Below are 644 nucleotides of genomic sequence, written 5' to 3' on the forward strand. Positions count from 1 at the left end.
AAGCACCGGTCGACGGTCACGAAGATGGCTCGGAAGTACAAGAGCACCGTCGAGACACCTGAAGGACCGCGAACCTGTCTGACCGTCACCGTCCCACGCGACCGGGGAAGGAAGCCGCTGGTTGCCCGCTTCGGCGGGATCCCGCTCAAGCGACAGCGCACGGCAGTCCTCACCGACCAACGGCCGGTCATGGCCAGCATGAAGCGAAACGAGCTGATCCACCGGCTCCTCGTCGAGTGCTGCGAGATCTGCGAAGCCCGGACGAACCTTGAGGTCCACCACGTCCGCAAGCTCGCCGACCTCAACCAGCCTGGACGTCGGGATAAGCCCGTATGGGTGCACCTCATGGCGAAACGACGGCGAAAGACCCTGGTGATCTGCCGCCGTTGCCACGAGGACATCCATGCCGGACGGGGCACCGCACCATCACGGAAATGATCACTGGAGAGCCGGATGCCGGGAAACTGGCCAGTCCGGTTCGGGAAGGGGGCGTCGGAAAAGGACCCGAACCACGGGCACCTCGTCGGCGGCCTACTTCACTCGGCGAGCGGCACGGAGAAACGGACCGGTGGCAACACCGGCACTGCGCTCCGTGCCGACTCAACCCGGGCCCGGGAGGTGCCGTCGGAGACGCTGATGAGAGG

At 65.7% G+C, this 644-nt stretch carries 1 protein-coding gene; it reads left to right on the top strand.

Going from position 1 to position 644, the window contains the following annotated elements:
- Window positions 1–438: HNH endonuclease (locus tag IEZ15_RS44225; protein ID WP_444545170.1), on the top strand; the 438-nt coding region annotated here is incomplete at its 5' end.
- Window positions 439–644: the final 206 nt, after the last annotated feature.

Source organism: Streptomyces atratus (assembly GCF_014648655.1).
Lineage (GTDB): Bacteria > Actinomycetota > Actinomycetes > Streptomycetales > Streptomycetaceae > Streptomyces > Streptomyces atratus.